The 996-nt window shown below is 58.8% G+C and carries 1 protein-coding gene; it reads right to left on the bottom strand.

The genetic code is table 11. From position 1 onward, the window contains the following. Nucleotides 1–996, bottom strand: a 996-nt coding sequence (locus LQ247_RS21970) for a non-ribosomal peptide synthetase (protein ID WP_231006602.1), incomplete at both ends; no start/stop codon positions are given.

Below are 996 nucleotides of genomic sequence, written 5' to 3'. Positions count from 1 at the left end.
AGCCGACACCGCCGTCTTCCAGCTGCTGAAGGACATACATCCGCTTTTGCGCCGAGGACACCGGGTAGGTGTCCTGTATTTCCGCCGGTTCAATCGCCGCATATGGGCTCTCATCCAATTCCTGAATCACGGCGGCGAGCTCTTCCAGTGTCGGCTTGGCAAAGATCTCCTTCAGCGGCACTTGCACGCCAAAGGCTTTGGCAATGCGGGAGACAAGCGCTGTCGCTTTCAGCGAGTGGCCGCCTTGTTCGAAAAAGTGGTCGCGAGTGCCGGCAGGGCAGTATTTCAGCACCTCTTCCCAAAGCTTGGCGAGCTTCATTTCCGTGATGGTTCGCGGCGCGGTGTAAGCGCGTCGTTCAGCCGCTCCGTCGGGAGCGGGCAGCGCCTTGCGGTCAAGCTTTCCGCTCGGTGTGACAGGCCACTCACGCATCTCGATGAATGATGAAGGCATCATGTAGGCCGGCAGGCGTTTGCCCAGTTCTGTCCTTGCGGTCTTTTGATCCTGACCTTCAATATAGGCGCAAAGCTCGGTTTCCTCCCCTTCTGTCCGGGCGACAACCGCCGCTTCCCGCACGCCGTCGATCTGGCGAAGCGCCGCTTCGACTTCTCCCGGTTCGATTCGGTAGCCGCGGATTTTCACTTGGCCGTCCATGCGGCCCAGCCATTCAACGGCGCCATCCGGGAGCCATCTCGCCAGATCGCCCGTTTGATACATGCGTTCCCCTCGATAAAACGGGTCATCGAGAAACCGTTCTTCTGTCAGCTCCGGACGGTTCAAATAGCCCCTTGCGACGCCCGCGCCTGCGATATACAGTTCTCCGGCCACCCCTATGGGCTGGACAGCTTTCTCACTGTCTAAAATATAAAGACGCGCCCCTGGTACAGGTTTTCCGATCGGAAGCCGCATCCGTTCCCTGTCTTTTTCGTGGTCGTACCGAAAAAATGCGGCATCCACCGTAGCTTCTGTCGGCCCGTAGCCGTGAATGACCGCAGTCT

Source organism: Bacillus sp. BS3(2021), from assembly GCF_021043345.1.
Taxonomy (GTDB): domain Bacteria; phylum Bacillota; class Bacilli; order Bacillales; family Bacillaceae; genus Bacillus; species Bacillus paralicheniformis.
Note: the sequence above shows the minus strand (reverse complement) of the source record. Positions and strands in the feature narration are given on the sequence as shown.